The organism is Actinophytocola sediminis, from assembly GCF_054779715.1.
Window position 1 is genome coordinate 78,654 of the sequence record NZ_BAAGXS010000033.1, and the last position, 15,355, is coordinate 94,008.

Annotated in this window: 10 protein-coding genes; 4 read left to right on the forward strand and 6 right to left on the reverse strand. The window is 71.1% G+C overall.

The features are described 5' to 3' along the window. The first annotated feature begins 12 nt into the window (after positions 1-12). Positions 13-1,353 (forward strand): MFS transporter, encoded by a 1,341-nt coding sequence (locus ACYVIP_RS21115; RefSeq protein WP_460398899.1) that lies wholly within the window; start codon positions 13-15, stop codon positions 1,351-1,353. 16 nt (positions 1,354-1,369) lie between these two features. On the opposite strand, the gene ACYVIP_RS21120 is transcribed toward ACYVIP_RS21115, so the two are convergent. Genes ACYVIP_RS21120 through ACYVIP_RS21135 form a run of 4 tightly spaced genes read right to left on the reverse strand, consistent with a single transcriptional unit; the run spans position 1,370 to position 6,864 of the window. After that, entirely contained in the window at positions 1,370-3,004 is a 1,635-nt protein-coding gene (locus tag ACYVIP_RS21120; RefSeq protein WP_460398901.1) for a dipeptide ABC transporter ATP-binding protein, read from the reverse strand. A 3-nt stretch (positions 3,005-3,007) separates the two neighbouring features. Next, entirely contained in the window at positions 3,008-3,922 is a 915-nt protein-coding gene (locus ACYVIP_RS21125) for an ABC transporter permease (RefSeq protein WP_460398903.1), read from the reverse strand. Continuing rightward, entirely contained in the window at positions 3,919-4,935 is a 1,017-nt protein-coding gene (locus ACYVIP_RS21130; protein WP_460399185.1) for an ABC transporter permease, read from the reverse strand. Before ACYVIP_RS21130 ends, ACYVIP_RS21125 begins: the two co-directional genes overlap by 4 nt. A gap of 30 nt (positions 4,936-4,965) precedes the next feature. After that, positions 4,966-6,864: an ABC transporter substrate-binding protein gene (locus tag ACYVIP_RS21135; protein ID WP_460398905.1), complete on the reverse strand. Its 1,899-nt coding sequence runs from the start codon at positions 6,862-6,864 to the stop codon at positions 4,966-4,968. Positions 6,865-6,965: 101 nt separating this feature from the next. On the opposite strand from ACYVIP_RS21135, the gene ACYVIP_RS21140 reads away from it, so the two are divergent. Together ACYVIP_RS21140 and ACYVIP_RS21145 are read left to right on the forward strand one after the other, a co-directional pair. Next, a complete protein-coding gene (locus tag ACYVIP_RS21140; protein ID WP_460398907.1) occupies positions 6,966-7,793 on the forward strand; it encodes a M55 family metallopeptidase in 828 nt (275 codons plus the stop codon). Then, positions 7,786-9,102 (forward strand): M20/M25/M40 family metallo-hydrolase, encoded by a 1,317-nt coding sequence (locus ACYVIP_RS21145; protein WP_460398909.1) that lies wholly within the window; start codon positions 7,786-7,788, stop codon positions 9,100-9,102. The genes ACYVIP_RS21140 and ACYVIP_RS21145 overlap by 8 nt, the downstream gene beginning before the upstream one ends. A gap of 101 nt (positions 9,103-9,203) precedes the next feature. Here ACYVIP_RS21145 and ACYVIP_RS21150 read toward each other — a convergent pair whose 3' ends face one another. Together ACYVIP_RS21150 and ACYVIP_RS21155 are read right to left on the reverse strand one after the other, a co-directional pair. Then, positions 9,204-9,959, reverse strand: a complete 756-nt coding sequence (locus ACYVIP_RS21150) for a GNAT family N-acetyltransferase (protein WP_460398911.1) — start codon at positions 9,957-9,959, stop codon at positions 9,204-9,206. Positions 9,960-9,963: 4 nt separating this feature from the next. Further along, a complete protein-coding gene (locus ACYVIP_RS21155; RefSeq protein WP_460398913.1) occupies positions 9,964-11,844 on the reverse strand; it encodes an ABC transporter ATP-binding protein in 1,881 nt (626 codons plus the stop codon). Positions 11,845-12,048: 204 nt separating this feature from the next. Here ACYVIP_RS21155 and ACYVIP_RS21160 point away from each other — a divergent pair, with 204 nt between their 5' ends. Beyond that, complete coding sequence (locus ACYVIP_RS21160; protein WP_460398915.1) at positions 12,049-15,348, forward strand: GH92 family glycosyl hydrolase; 3,300 nt, start codon at positions 12,049-12,051, stop codon at positions 15,346-15,348. Positions 15,349-15,355 lie beyond the last annotated feature (7 nt).

Sequence of the window (15,355 nt, forward strand, 5' to 3'; positions counted from 1 at the left end):
GCACGTGGTGTCATGACGGTTGCCGCGTTTGACCGGCGGCTCATCACCCCGATGGTGCTCGGGAACGTGCTGAATCCGATCAACTCCTCGATCATCGCGGTGGCGCTGGTGCCCATCGGGCTGGCCTTCGGCGCGCCGCCATCGGAGACCGCGTGGCTGGTGTCGGCGCTGTATCTGGCGACCGCGGTCGGGCAGCCGGTGGCGGGGCGGCTGGTGGACATGGTGGGGCCCCGGCCGCTGTATCTGGTGGGCGCCGCGACCGTCGGGGTGGCCGGGGTGTTGGGGGCCGTCGCGCCGAACCTGCCGGTGCTGGTGGTGGCGCGGGTGCTGCTGGGGTTGGGGACCTGCGCGGGCTATCCGGCGGCGATGTACCTGATCCGCCACGACGGCGGCGCGAACCCCTCTGGCGCGTTGACCGTGCTGGCGGTGTCGGGGCAGGCGGTGGCGGCCGGTGGGCCGCCGCTGGGCGGGTTGCTGATCGACGTCGGCGGCTGGCAGGCCACGTTCCTGGTGAACGTGCCGCTGGCGGCGCTGTGTCTGGTGTACGGGGCCCGGCGGCTGCCCGGTGGGGGCCGGCGGCCCGCCCAGCGGGTGCCGCTGGACCTGCCGGGGATGGGGTTGTTCGCGGTGGCGCTCACCGCGCTGCTGCTGTTCATGATGGACCCGGCGAGCTGGTATCTGGCGGTGGTGGCGCTGGCGGCCGGCGCCGGGTTCGCGGTACGGGAGTTACGGGTGGCCGACCCGTTCGTCGACCTGCGGGTGCTTGGCGGGAACGTGCCGCTGCTGGTCACCTTCGTCCGCACGCTGGTCACCTTCTCCGTGGCCTACTCGTTCCTGTTCGGGTTCACCCAGTGGCTCGAGCACGGCCGGGGGTTGTCGGCGACGGTGGCCGGGCTGGTGCTGCTGCCGACGTTCCTGGTGGCGATCCTGTCCTCGACGATCACCGGGCGGCGCGCGCAGGTGCGCGGCAAGCTGATCGTGGGCGGGGTGACCCAGGTGAGCGCGTGCGCGCTGCTGCTGTTCGTGCAGGGCGACACCCCGGTGTGGGCGCTGGTCGGGATCTCGGCGCTGATCGGCATCCCGCAGGGGCTCAACAGCCTGGGCAACCAGAACGCGATGTACTACCAGGCCGACCCGGCGCGGGTGGCCGCCTCGGCCGGGCTGCTGCGCACGTTCTCGTATCTGGGCGCGATGCTGGCCGGTGCGGTGGGCGGGGCGGTGTTCGGGCATGGCGCCGACACCGCCGGGATGCACGAGCTGGCCTGGCTGATGCTGGGCTGCGCGGTGCTGTTCCTGGCGGCGAGCGTGTTCGACCCGGCGGTCCGCCGGGTCGGCGCCCGACCGGGCGACTGACCCGGCGACTGACTGGTCAGACCCCGGTGGTCGGCAGCGCGGCCAGCAGCGACCTGGTGTAGTCGTGGTGGGGTGCGCTGAGCACGTCGTCGACCGCGCCGACCTCGACCAGCTCTCCCTGGTACATCACCGCGACCCGGTCGGCGATGTTCCAGGCCAGCCCGAGGTCGTGGGTGATCACCAGCGCGGCCAGCCCGAGCCGGGCCCGCAGCCGCAGCAGCAGCGCCAGGATCTCGCCGCGCACCGAGGCGTCCAGCGAGGCCACCGGCTCGTCGGCGACCAGCAGGCGGGGTTCCAGGGCCAGGGCGCCGGCGATCACCACCCGCTGTCGTTGGCCGCCGGAGAGCTGGTGGGGCAGCAGCGGCATGAACTCCGCCGGGGGGCGGAGCTCGGCGGCCTCCAGCGCGGCGGCCACGTGCTCGCGTTCGTCGCCGGGCACCCGGTGGATGCGCAGGCCCTCGGCGACCGACTCGTAGACGCTGTGGCGGGGGTTGAGCGCGCTGGTGGGGTCCTGCAGCACCAGCTGCACGCGGCGGCGGTAGGTGCGCAGCCCCCGGGTCGAGGTGGGGATGGGGGTGCCGTCGAACAGGATCTGCCCGCCGGTGGGTTTCTGCAGGCCCAGGATGGTGCGGGCGAGGGTGGTCTTGCCGGAGCCGGACTGGCCGACCAGCGCGACGATCTCACCGGGGCGCACGTCGAGGTCGACGCCGGCCACGGCGTGGGTGACGTGGCGGCCGCGGCCGTGGAAGGTGACCTGGACGTCCTTGGCCGCCAGCAGCGGCTCGCCGGTGGCCGGCGCCGGCCGCTCGGGCAGGCCCAGTTCGTTGCTGGTGGCCGGCGCGTACCGGTAGACGGGGTCGCCGACGGTGGGGAACGCGGCCGCGAGCGCCCTGGTGTGCGGGTGCTGGGGGTTGGCGATCACCGAGGTCGACTCGCCCTGTTCGACCAGCTTCCCCTCGTACATCACGGCCAGGCGCCGGCAGGTGGCGGCCAGCACGGCGAGGTCGTGGCTGATCATCACCAGGCCGATGTCCTGCTCGGCGACCAGTTTGGTCAGCAGTTCCAGCACCTGGGCCTGGACGATCACGTCCAGGGCGGTGGTCGGCTCGTCGGCGATCACCAGCCGGGGGTCGCAGGCCAGCGCCATCGCGATCATCACGCGCTGTTTCTGCCCGCCGGACAGCTCGTGGGGGTAGGACTCGCCCTTGGCCGATGGCAGCTCCACCTGGGCCAGCAGCGCGTCGACCCGTTTGCGCAGCGCGGCGGCCGTCGGCGGGGTGTCGGCGTGCAGCACGATGGGTTCGGCGATCTGGTCACGCACCCGGCGCACCGGGTTGAGCGCGTGCATGGCGCCCTGGAACACGATCGAAGCCGTGGTCCAGCGCAGCGCCCGCAGCCGCCCCCATTTCATGGTGGAGACGTCCTGGCCGGCCAGCAGGATCTGGCCGCCGATCGTGGCGGAGGGCGGCAGCAGCCGCAGCACCGACATGGCCAGGGTCGACTTGCCGCAGCCGGACTCCCCCGCCAGGCCGAGGGTCTCGCCGGCCTGCAGGGTCAGGTCGACCCCGCGGACGGCCTCGACCTCGCGGGCGCGGCCGCCGTAGCGGACGGTCAGGTCCTTCAGTTCCAGCAGTGGCGGGTTCTCCGACATGCCTCAGCCCTCCCGCAGCCGTGGGTTGAGGACGGCTTCCAGTGCCCGTCCGCACATGGTGAACGCCAGCACGACGATCCCGATCGCGATGCCCGGCGGCAGCAGGTACCACCAGGCGCCCGCGATGACCGCGCTGTCCAGCCACGCCGAGCGCAGCATCGAGCCCCACGAGGGGCGCATCGGGTCCGGGTCGCCGAGGCCGAGGAACGACAGCGTCGACTCGAGCACGATCGCCGAGCCGACCGCGAGGGTGGTGTTGACGAACACCAGCGGCAGCACCGCCGGCAGCACGTGTTTGCTGATCACGTGCACGTCCCCGCCGCCCAGCGCCTTGGAGCGTTCGATGTAGGGCCGGGCCTCGATGGTCAGGGTCTGGGCGCGGACCAGCCTGGCCGCCGCGGGCCAGGAGGTGAGCCCGATGGCGAGGATGATCGTGCCGATGCCGCGTTCCATCACCGTGGACAGCGCGATCGCCAGCACCAGCGAGGGCAGCACCAGGAAGAAGTCGGTGATCCGCATCAGGCCGGCGGAGACCCAGCGGCCGTAGTGCGCGGCCAGGATGCCGATGATGGTGCCGATCGCGATGGACAGCAGCGTGGCCACGAACCCGACCAGCAGCGACACCCGCGCGCCCCACAGGGTCAGCAGCAGCACCGAGCGGCCGACCCGGTCGGTGCCCAGCGGGTACTCGCCGCTGGGTGGTTCCATCCGGCCGCCGGTGGCCTGGGTGACGTCCAGGCCCTCCTGGTCGGTGATGTAGGGGGCGAGCACGGCCAGCAGCACGATCAGCAGGAGCAGCCCGAGTCCGACCAGGCCGGTGCGTTGGCTGGCGTACTGGCGCCAGCCGGCGGCGAACGCGGTGCCGCGGCGGCGCCAGGCCAGGGTGCGGGCGCTGGGGGTGTTGGGGGTGTCGGTCATGAGGCACGCACCCGGGGGTCGAGTACGCGGTAGAGCACGTCGGCGAGCACGTTCATGAAGATCACCGCGGCGGCCAGCACGACGAACGCGCCCTGCAGCAGCGGCAGGTCCCGCACGCGCAGCGCGTCGTAGGTCAGCAGGCCAAGGCCCGGCCAGGAGAACACGGTCTCGGTGGTCACCGCGCCGCCGATCACCATGCCGATGTGCAGGAACACCAGGGTGATCGTGGGCAGCAACGCGTTGGGCACCGCGTGGCGGCGGCGCACCAGGTCGTCGCGCAGGCCCTTGGCCCTGGCGGTGGTCAGGTAGTCCGCGCCCATCTCCTCCAGCAGCGACGAGCGCATGACCAGCTGATATTGGGCGTAGAGCACCGCGACCAGGGTGATGGTGGGCAGCACCATGTGGTGGGCGATGTCCAGTGCCTGGGACAGGAAGTCGGGTGGGGTGTCGGAGTAGACCAGCCCGGCGGTGGGGAACAGCCCGCTGGTCGCGGCCAGCAGCAGCATGCCGAGCCAGAACGTGGGCGTGGACCACAGGGCCAACGCGACGCCGGTGGAGACCCGGTCGAACCGGCTCCCCCGCCGCCACCCCGACCGGGTGCCCAGCCACAGCCCGAGCGCCACGGAGATGATCGTCGCGGTGCCCACCAGCAGCACCGTCGGCCAGAGCCGCTCGAGGATCTTCTCGGCGACCGGCACGTTGAACACGTAGGACTGGCCGAGGTCACCCTGGAACAGACCCGTCACGTAGTACAGGAACTGCTCGGGCAGCGGTCTGTCCAGTCCGTGACGGGCGATGAACTCGGCCATCTGCTGCGGTGAGGCCGGCCGGCCGCGGAACATGCTCTGGACGACGTCGCCGGGTAACACCCGGAACAGCAGGAACCCGAGCACGATGACCAACGCCAGGCTGACCAGACCGCCACCGATCTTGGTCAGCACGTAGCGGAGGGTGCCGCCACCTCTGCTGGATGGCGACACCTCCGCCAGCGCGTTCTCGGTCGGGGTGAGGATGTCCGACACGTGTGTTCGCTACTCGCTTTCCTACTCGCGGTCTTCTGCTGTCTTGCGGCGTCCCCTGGCCAGCAGGAAACCACCGATCAACAGCACGATGAGCACGCCGCCGACGATGGCCAGGATCAGCCCGGTGTTGCTGCTCTCCTCGGCGGCGGCGGCGTCGGTCGTGTCGGCCTCGCCCTCGGCGGCCGTGCCGTCGTCGGTGAACACCGGGACCGGGCCCTCACCAGCGGGCGTGGCGCCGTAGTAGCCCCAGTAGGCCTGCTGGTTCATGATCACGCCGCCTTCGCGCGGCTGCAGGGAGAAGCCCTCGAAGGAGTCCTTGCGGTAGGCCTCGAGCGCGTTCTCGTAGCCGAGGATGACCAGCGTGGCCCGCTCGTGCAGGATCTCCTGCATCTGCTTGACGATCTCGACCCGCTTGCCGCGGTCGAACTCCTGCAGCTGCTGGGTGTAGAGCTTGTCGTACTCCTCGTCACACAGGAAGGAGTCCGGCGTGCCGCCCGTGCCCTGGGCGTTGGGCCGGTTGGCGCAGGTCTGCAGCGACAGCACGTAGTCGGGGTCGGGGTTGGCGCTCCAGCCGGAGAACGCCAGGTCGAACTCGCCGCGGGTGGTGGCCTCGTTGGCCTGGGTGTCCGACACCGCCTGGATGGTCACGTTGATGCCGATGTCGGCCAGCCAGCCCTTGACGAACGGTCCTGCGGTCTCGTCGACGTTGCGTTCGGCGTGCGTGAGCAGGCGCAGGTTGAGCGGTTTGCCCTGCTTGTCGAGCCGGACGTTGTCCGGGCCCATGCGGTAGCCGGCCTCGTCGAGCTGCTTGTTGGCCTCCTCGAGGCTGAACTCGCGTTTGAGGTCGTCCGGCGGGGTCCAGGTGAACTCCTTGAACACCGGCGGGATGTAGCCGGCGGCCGCCTCGCCGTAGCCGCTCCAGACCTTGTCGACCAGGGTCTCGGTGTCGATCGCGGTGGCGATGGCCTGGCGGAGCTTGATGTCCTTGAGCGCGGGGTTGCCGTCGCCGATCGGGGTGCCGTCGGCGGTGGCCGCGCCCGGGTTGAGCAGGATCTCGTCGAACCGGCGGTTCTGCGCCTGGTTGAGCGCGATGTTCGGGTCGGCCTTGAGCGAGTCGAACTGGGTCGGGGTGAGCCGGTTGACCAGGTCGATCTCGCCGTTCTGCAGCGCGGTGACCGCGGCGTCGGCGTTGCGGTAGTAGATGAAGTGCAGCTCGTCGATCTTGGGCCGGCCGCGCCAGAAGTTGTCGTTGGCGGCCATCTTGGTGAACTGCGCTTCCTTGAACTCCGTGATCGTGTACGGGCCGCTGCCGACCATCGGGAACTGCGGCGTGGCCCCGATGTCGGTGACCTTGGACCAGATGTGCTCGGGCACGATCGGGACGTCCAGCGCGGTCATCGTCGCCTGCGGCACCTTGGTCGTGATCACCAGGGTGCGCTCGTCGGGGGCCTCCACCGACTCGAACTGCGCGGTGTAGGAGCCGTTGGCGGTGCGCGCGACCTCGTTGGTGAGCATCGTGTTGAACGTGAAGGCCACGTCCTTGGCCGTCAGCGGCTGGTCGTCGGACCACTTCAGGTCCGGGCGCAGGGTGAAGGTCCAGGTGAGCTGGTCCTCGGAGGTCTCCCAGCTCTCGGCGAGGCCGCCGATGGGCTTCTGCTCCTCCTGGTTGTAGACCGTGAGGAAGTCGAAGGCGGTGCGCAGGATGTCCGTGCCCGTTCTGGTGATGCTGATGAACGGGTTCAGCGAGTCAACCTCCTGGGTGACCCCCACCCGGAGAAGCTTGGTCTGGTTGCCACGCTCGGCCTTCACAGCCGGTGCCGCCTGTGCGGTCGTGGCCGCGCCGGCCGGCACCGCTACGGGTACCGTGACCAGGGCGGACACAAGCAAGGTGATACCGAGCGCGACACGCCTCGATCTCACAGTTGATCACCTCTTCCTGATAGTTGAGAGGAAGTAACCACTTGCCGCCCGAGGAAGTCAATCGCTGTCGGCAACGTGTACCAAGCCGTAACGTGTGACCCGTGCGGATCATGATTTCGGCCGACATGGAGGGCGCCACCGGCGTCACCTGGACGGCGGACGTGGCTATCGGAACCCCGGAGTGGACGCGGCTGCGACCGGTGTTCACCGGGGACGTCAACGCGTGTGTTGCCGGCCTGGTCGCCGGCGGCGCGAGCGCGGTGCTGGTCAACGAGGCGCACTCGACCCAGCGCAACATCCTGCTCGAGGAGCTGGACACCCGGGCGGTGATGCTCACCGGCAAGCACAAGCCGCTGTCGATGATGCAGGGAATCGACAGCGGCGTGGACGGGGTGGTGTTCCTGGGCTATCACACCGCGGCCGGGGTGGAGGGGGTGCTGTCACACACCTACCTACCCAACCAGATCACCGGCGTGTGGCTGGACGGGGTCCTGGCCAGCGAGGGCCGGCTCAACGCCGCGCTGGCCGCCGAACACGGCGTACCGGTCCTGCTGGTCACCGGCGACGACCTGACCTGCCTGGACGCCGCCGACTACGCGCCGGGGGCGGGCGCGGTCGCGGTGAAGGAGTGCGTGAGCCGCTACGCGGCGATCTGCAAACCGCCCGCGGTGACCGCCGAGGAGATCACCGCCGCGGCGGCCACCGCGATGACCCGCGCCGGCCGGTTCACCGGCTCGGCCGCCGCCCACCGGATCGAGGTGGAGTTCGACGCCGCGCACCTGGCCGCCGCCACCGCGGTCATCCCCACCGTGGACCAGCTCGACGTGCGCCGGGTCGGGTTCGACGCGGCGTCGATGACCGAGGCGATGAAGGCGTTCAAGGTGGTCACCGCGATCGCGAGCGGTGCCGTGGAGGGAAGCTATGGGTGAGCCGGCGGTCGAGGACCTGTGCGCGCAACTGATCCGGTTCGACACCACCAACCTCGGCGGCGGCTCCTCCCACGGTGAGCGGGAGGCCGCGGAGTTCGTCGCCGAGCACCTGTCCGCGGCCGGGGTGGCGCCGAGGCTGCTGGAGCGCTCGCCGCGGCGCAGCAACGTGGTGGCCAGGGTGTCCGGGCGCGACCCGTCGCTGGCGCCGCTGCTGGTGCACGCCCACCTCGACGTGGTGCCCGCCGAGCCGGCCGAGTGGTCGGTGCACCCTTTCGCCGGCGAGATCCGCGACGGCTTCGTGTGGGGCCGGGGCGCGGTGGACATGAAGGACATGTGCGCCACGCTGCTGACCGTGCTGCACCGGTGGGCGGCCGAGGGCCGGGCGCCGCGGCGGGACATCGTGCTGGCCTTCGTCGCCGACGAGGAGGACAACGGCGACTGGGGCGCGCACTGGCTGGTGGCCGAGCACCGCGGCCTGTTCGACGGGGTCGGCGCGGCGATCAGCGAGTCCGGGGGCTACACGGTGCGCGCGGTCAACGCGGCCGGTGAGCCGGTGCGCCTCTACCCGGTGGCCACGGCCGAGCGGGGCACCTCGCACCTGCTGCTCACCGCCAACGGCCGGGCCGGACACGGTTCCCGGCGCAACGACGACAACGCGGTGACCAAGCTCGTGGCCGCGGTGAACCGGCTGGCCGAACACCGGTGGCCGGTGCGCCTGACGCCGACCGTGCGGGCGTTCTTCGAGCGCGCCGGGACGGCGTTGGGCCTGCCGGTCGACCTGTCCAGCGACGAGGGCGTGGACGCGACCCTGCGCCGCTTCGGGCCGGCGGCCAAGATCGCGGAGAACACCATCCGCAACAGCACGACGCCCACGGTGCTCTCCGCCGGCTACAAGGTGAACGTGATCCCCGGCCTGGCGCAGGCCAGGGTGGACACCCGGGTACTGCCCGGGACCGAGCGGGAACTGCTCGACGAGGTGGACCGCCTGCTCGGCCCGGAGGTGACCCGGGAGTTCCTGGCCGACCAGCCGCCGGTGCAGACCCCGGTCGACTCGCCGTGGTTCACCGCGATGGCCGACGCGCTGGTGGCCGAGGACCCCGAGGGTGTGGTGGTCCCGTTCTGCCTGGGCGGAGGCACCGACGCGAAGGCCTTCGCGCCGCTGGGCATCGACTGTTTCGGGTTCGCGCCGCTGTGGCTGCCGGAGAACTTCGACTACCGCCTGATGGCCCACGGCGTCGACGAACGGGTCCCGGTCGAGGGCCTGCGCTTCGGCGCGAACGTCCTGGACCGCTTCCTGTCCACCGTCTGACGCACCCTCGATCCGTGGTTGAGGCTTACGGTCAACCACGGATCGAGGCCCACCTCGACACACCATGGAGCGAACGCCACAGCCGAGAAAGTGACGACCGGTCAACGACCCGGTCCAGCGGGCCCCACTGGTTGGGTCCGGTAGTGGTAGCGGGCCGTCGTGGTGAACCCGGTGCCGGCGTACAACGCTCTGGCCGCCGCGTTCTCCTCCCGGACCTGGAGCCACAACCGCCGCACGCCACCGCTCTCGGCTGAGGCCGCCAGCGCGCGGGTCACCGCGGCCGCCAGGCCCTGGCGCCGGGCGTCCGGGCGGACCGCCAGGCAGTACAACCCGCCCCACTCCCCCACCAGCGCCAACCGGGCCACCGCCGCCGCCCGCCCGTCGGCGCCCCTGGCCGTCGCGTAGCGCGCCGGGCCACCGGTGAGGATCCTCGTGGCCACCGCCAACGCCGCGGCGTCACCCCGGCCGTCGACCCGCCACCACAGGTCCAGCCACTCCTCGTCCGGCTCACCGCTGACCGTCACCGGCACCGGCGCGCCCGCCAGCCCGGCCAGCACCGTCGCCACGTCCGCGACCTGCACCAGCGTCGGCGAGCCCGTGGTGTAGCCGCGCACGGCCAACCGGGCGTCCAGATCGGCGGGCCGCGCCGCCGGCCCCACCTGGAACACCGCCGGCAGACCGGCCGCCGCGTACACCCGCTCCACCTCGGCCACCGCCCGGTCCACCTCGGCCGGCTCGCCGAGCGGGACCACCGAGTTCGCCCGCTGGGTCACCCCGGCCGACACCCGCACCAGCCAGCCGTCCACAGCGGACTCCGCCAGCGCCGGCCAGCCCCGGCACAGCAGCTCATCCAGCACCGACTCAGGCAATCACCCCGTTCGGGGCCTGCTCGAACTGGGTCCGGTACAACTCCTCGTACCGCCCGCCCACCGCCAACAGCTCGGTGTGGGTCCCCCGCTCCACCACCCGGCCGTCCTCGATCACCAGGATCTGGTCGGCCGCCCGGACCGTGGACAACCGGTGGGCGATCACCAACGCCGTCCGCCCCGCCAACGCCTCACCCAACGCCGCCTGCACCGCCGCCTCCGACGTGGAGTCCAGATGCGCGGTCGCCTCGTCGAGGATCACCACCCGCTGGCGGGCCAGCAGCAGCCGCGCGATCGTCAGGCGCTGCCGCTCACCACCGGAGAGCCGGTAGCCGCGCTCACCGACGATCGTGTCCAGCCCGTCGGGCAGCGAGGTGATCAACGTGTCCAGCCGGGCCCGGCCCAGCGCCTCCCACAACTCCTCGTCGGTGGCCGCCGGCCTGGCCAACAGCAGGTTCGAGCGCACCGACTCGTGGAACAGGTGACCGTCCTGGGTGACCAGCCCGAGCGTCTGGCGGATCGAGGCGAACCCCAGATCGCGCACGTCCACCCCGGACAGCCGCACCGCGCCGGAGTCGACGTCATAGAGCCGGGGCACCAGCGAGGCGATCGTCGACTTCCCCGCACCCGACGAACCGACCAACGCCACCAGCTGACCCGGCTCGATCCGGAAGGACAGGTCGTGCAGCACGTCCACACCCCCACGGGTGTCCAGCTTCGCCACCTCCTCCAGCGAGGCCAGCGACACCTTGTCCGCCGACGGGTAGGCGAACCGCACGTGGTCGAACTCCACCGCGACCGGACCGTCGGGCACCGCGACCGCGTCCGGCTTCTCGATGATCAGCGGGGTCAGGTCGAGCACCTCGAAGACCCGCTCGAAGGACACCAACGCGCTCATCACGTCCACCCGCGCGCTGGCCAACGCGGTCAGCGGCGCGTACAAGCGGGTCAGCAGGAACGACAGCGCGACCACCGTGCCCGCGTCCAACTCGCCGCGCAGCGCGAAGAACCCACCGACGCCGTAGACCAGGGCCAGGGCCAACGCCGACACCAGCGTCAGCGAGGTGATGAACACCCACTGCACCATCGCCGCGCGCACCCCGATGTCCCGCACCCGCCGGGCCCGCACCGCGAACTCGGTCGACTCCTCACCGGGCCGGCCGAACAGCTTCACCAGCGTCGCGCCCGGCGCGGAGAACCGCTCGGTCATCTGCGTGCTCATCATCGAGTTGTGGTTGGCCGCCTCCCGCTCCAGGCGCGCCAGCCGGGTGCCCATGCGCCGCGCCGGCAGCACGAACACCGGCAGCAGCACCAGCGCCAGTAACGTGATCTGCCACGACATACCGATCATCACGACCAGCGTCAGCACCAGCATCACCAGGTTGGCGACCACACCGGAGAGGGTGTCGCTGAACGCCCGCTGCGCGCCGATCACGTCGTTGTTCAACCGGCTGACCAACGCGCCGGTGCGGGTGCGCATGAAGAACGCGATCGGCATCCGCTGCACGTGGTCGAACACCGTGGTGCGCAGGTCCAGGATCAGGCCCTCACCGATGCGCGCCGACAACCACCGGGTGACCAGGCCAAGCCCCGCCTCCGCGACCGCGATCCCCGCGATCACCACCGCCAGGCCCACCACCACCGAGGACGCCGACCCGGCCACGATCGCGTCCACCACGCGACCGGCCAGCACCGGCGTGGCCACGGCCAACACCGCCGAGACCACGCTGAGCAGCATGAACCAGCCGAGCAGCCGGCGGTGGGGGCGGGCGAACCCGGCGATGCGCCGCAGCGTGCGCGCCGAGAACGGCCGCCGGTCCTCGGTGGCGTGCATCGCGTTGTACAGCGAGTTCCACGCCGTGGTCTCCATGCTCATCGAACTGTTCCCCCTGGTGTGACGAGTGCTCAACCAGTGAAGCACCGGGTACCGACAATCCCGGCGAACCGGGTGTCAGGAACGCTATGAGCTGGACCTAGGTGTAGGTCAAGCACCGGCCAGCAGGGTGCTTCGTGACCGCGCGCGCCGGAAATGGGATCATGCGCCACCGGCGTCGATCGACCCTGCGAGGAGTGTCGCTGCATGAGTGCTCGGGGTTTCTTCTCGTCCTTCGAGAACACCGACCCCCCACTGACCTGGATCGACGAGGTCGACCACGACCAGAACGGCGCGCCGAGAGCCGCCGGGGCCACGATGAGCACCCGCGAGGGCGCCGGCCCCACCGCGCCCTACACCGCCAAACCCGGCGTCGGCTTCACCGGCGTCCGCGCACTGCGCTACCAGGGCGGCCACCCCGGCCGCGGCCAGGCGAGCGTGGTCAACAAACTGTTCCTGGTCGACCTGCTGGTCTCCCGCGACACCGTGCTCGAGTACGTGATCCTGCCCGAACTGCTCGGCGAGGACCTGCGCTACCCGAGCACCTACGTCGCGGTCGACCTGGCCTTCGACGACGGCTCCCGCCTCAGCGAGCTCGGCCTGACCGACCAACTCGGCTTCCCACTCACCGCCAGAGGACAGGGCGAGTCCAAGGCGCTGGCCCCCCACCAGTGGAACCGGCGGTTCGTGCGCATCGGCGGCGTGGCCGAGGGCAAGGTCGTGACCAGGGTCCTGCTCAGCTACGACAACCCCGCCGGCCCGGCCCGGTTCGCCGGCTGGCTCGACGACATCACCATCGCCGACCGGCACCGGGTCGACCACCGCAGGCCGGTCGACCACGTGATCACCACCCGGGGCAGCAACTCCACCAAGGCCTACTCCCGGGGCAACACCTTCCCCGCCACCGCCGTGCCACACGGGTTCAACTTCTGGACCCCGGTCACCGACGCGGGCGCCACCGACTGGATCTACACCTACCAGCGCGCCAACACCGACCAGAACCTCCCGGCCCTACAGGCGTTCTCGGTCAGTCACCAGCCGAGCCCCTGGATGGGTGACCGGCAAACCTTCCAGGTACTGCCCTCGGCCGCCGCCCGCACCCCCCGCGCCGGCCGCCGAGCCCGCGCACTGACCTTCCGCCACGGCAACGAGCTCGCCCGCCCCCACCACTACGGCGTGCGGTTCACCAACGGCATCCGGGTCGACATCGCGCCCACCAACCACGCGGCCATGCTCCGGTTCACCTTCCCCGGCGAGGACGCGAACCTGATCTTCGACAACATCACCCGGCGCGGCGGCCTCACCCTGGACACCGTGGCCGGCACGGTCGCCGGCTACTCCGACGTCCGCAGTGGACTGTCCGCCGGCGCGACCAGGATGTTCGTCCACGCCACCTTCGACCGCCCGATCGTTTCCGGCGGCCGGCTGCGGCGCGGACTGTCCCGCAAGGTCAGCGGCTACCTGCGGTTCGAACCCGACCCCGACGGCGAAACCGTCGTCACCATGCGCGTGGCCACCTCACTGATCAGCCTCGCACAGGCCAAACGCAACCTGTGGCTCGAGATCGCCGACGAGGACACCTTCGACACCGTGCGCGAACGCGCCGCCCAACTGTGGGACGGCATCCTCGACCGGGTGGAGGTCGACGGGGCGACCGAGGACCAACTGGTGACCCTCTACTCGAACCTGTACCGGATGTTCCTCTACCCCAACCGCGGCCACGAGAACACCGGCACCGTCGAGAACCCCACCTACGCCTACGCCAGCCCGTTCACCAAGCCCGCCAAGAAGAACACCCCCACCCAGACCGGCGCCACCCTCGTGCCCGGCCGGGTCTATGTCAACAACGGGTTCTGGGACACCTACCGCACCACCTGGCCCGCCTACGCGCTGCTCGACCCCGTGCGCTGCGCCGAGCTGGCCAACGGGTTCGTCCAGCAGTACCGGGACTCCGGCTGGATCGCCCGCTGGTCCTCCCCCGGCCACGCCGACCTGATGACCGGCACCAGCTCCGACGCCGCGTTCGCCGACGCCTACCTCAAGGGCGTCCGCGACCTGGACCTGCGCGCCGCCTACGAGGCCGCCCTGCGCAACGCCACCGTCACCCCGGCGGCCGACGCCGTGGGGCGCAAGGGACTCGCCCGCTCGATCTTCCTCGGCTACACGCCCACGTCCGTCCAGTCAGGACTGTCCTGGACGCTGGAAGGCTGCGTCAACGACTTCGCCATCGCCAACCTCGCCGCCGCCGTCGGCGACCGCGACAACCACCAGTACTTCCTCGACCGGGCACGCAACTACGTGCACGCGTTCGACCCGAACACCGGATTCTTCCAGGGCCGCAAGGACAACGGCCGCTGGCGCCAGGCCGCCACCTCCTACGACCCGCGCGCCTGGGGCGGGGACTACGTGGAGACCAACGGCTGGAACACCGCGTTCTCGGTCCCCCACGACGGCGCCGGACTCGCCGCGCTGCTCGGCGGCCGCGCCGCGCTGGCCACCAAGCTCGACGAGTTCTTCGCCACCCAGGAGACCGGCCGCGCCCGCGGCGCCTACTGGCGCACCATCCACGAGATGCCAGAGGCTCGCGACGTGCGGATGGGCCAGTACGGCCACGCCAACCAGCCCGCACACCACATCATCTACATGTACGCCTACGCCGGCGCGTTATGGCGCACCCAGGAGAAGGTGCGCGAGGTGCTGTCCCGGCTCTACGCCGGCAGCGAGATCGGCCAGGGATACCTCGGCGACGAGGACAACGGCGAGATGTCGGCCTGGTGGCTGCTCAGCGCGCTTGGCCTGTACCCGCTGCGCGTCGGCAGCCCCGAGTACGTGATCGGCTCACCGCTGTTCCGCAGGATGGCCGTACGACTGGGCCCGGACACCACGCTCGTGGTGAACGCGCCGAACAACAGCCCGACCAACGTCTACGTGCACGGCCTGACGGTCAACGGCGTCCCGTGGGACAAGGCCTGGCTGCCGCACGAGGTCATCGCCAAGGGCGCGGTACTCGACTTCCAGATGGGGTCCGAGCCATCCCGATGGGGCTGCGAACCCGACGCGCTGCCGCCCTCACTGACCCCGCCCGACACCCAGCCCCGCACGATGTTCGACCTCACCTGCGACGTGGACGGGCACGGGGAGGGCAGCGACGGGCCGAACGTGGCCGCGCTGTTCGACGACACCAGCCGCACCCAGGTCACCTTCCGCACCCCGACCGCGTGGGTGGGATACCGGACCTCCGGCACCGGCGCGACCGTCCGCTGCTACACGCTGACCTCCGGCACCGGCCGGGACGACCCGCGCGGCTGGGCGCTGCGCGGGTCGTCCGACGGAACCAACTGGGTCGTGCTGGACGAACGGACGAGGGAGACCTTCCGGTGGCGGCGGCAGACCAGGGCGTTCACCGTGACCAACCCCGGGCACTACACCCACTACCGGCTGGACATCACCGAGAACACCGGAACACCGACGGTCACCCTCGCCCAGGTGGAACTCCTGGCCAGCTGACTCAGCG